The 885-nt window shown below is 57.5% G+C and carries 1 protein-coding gene; it reads left to right on the plus strand.

What is annotated here, in order from left to right:
- On the plus strand, window positions 1–812 hold an 812-nt coding region (locus B9Q17_RS18245; protein ID WP_208618810.1), incomplete at its 5' end, for a transposase.
- Window positions 813–885: the final 73 nt, after the last annotated feature.

Below are 885 nucleotides of genomic sequence, written 5' to 3' on the forward strand. Positions count from 1 at the left end.
GGCTTCTGGCATCTGTGTTCGCGGTAGATGTTGCCGCTTATGCGGTGATGTCGAACCACTACCACTTGGTGGTGAAGCTCAGCCCGGATGACGTAGAGCCGTGGAGCATGGATGAGGTGCTGGCGCGCTGGTGCAGCCTCCATAAAGGGCCACCACTGGTACAGCGGTACCATCGGGGTGATGAGTTGTGTGCGGCCGAGCTTCGGCGAGTGGAGGAGTACGCAGAAACCTTCCGGCAGCGGTTGGCGGACTTGAGCTGGTTTATGAAATGCCTGAACGAGCCGATTGCGAGGCAGGCCAACCGGGAAGATGAGTGCACCGGCCATTTCTGGGAGAGTCGATTCAAATCCCAGGCGCTGGACACCGAAGAGGCCCTTCTCTCCTGCATGGCCTATGTCGACCTGAATCCCATCCGAGCCGCCATGGCAGAGACACCGGAGACTTCCGACCACACCAGCATCAAAGAACGCATTCATCCTACCTTCAATCTGGCGGAAGCCATTGCACGACAGACGGAACAACAGGCACTGAATGATTTTTCGGTGCCGTTAAAACCGCTACTGGGTTTTGAGGGAGTCATTCGGAATGGTTTTCAGCGCGGAATACTGTTCAGCTTTGAAGATTACCTGGAACTGGTGGATTGCACCGGGCGGATCAGCCGGAGTGACAAACGGGGCGCTATTGACGAAAACGCGCTGCCGATTCTGGAACGGCTGAATCTGGACCCGGAGCGGTGGTGCCACCGGGCCACTGCCTTTGAAGATAGCTATCAGGATTACCGAAATCCTGGACGGCGACGACAAGCGGCTTAGGCTCCCTCCCCTTCTTTCTCAAATCAGACTATCGGCGCGCCCGCCGAGGACGTCGCTCGCCTGAAATCGGCAG

Source organism: Marinobacter vinifirmus, from assembly GCF_002258215.1.
Taxonomy (GTDB): domain Bacteria; phylum Pseudomonadota; class Gammaproteobacteria; order Pseudomonadales; family Oleiphilaceae; genus Marinobacter; species Marinobacter vinifirmus.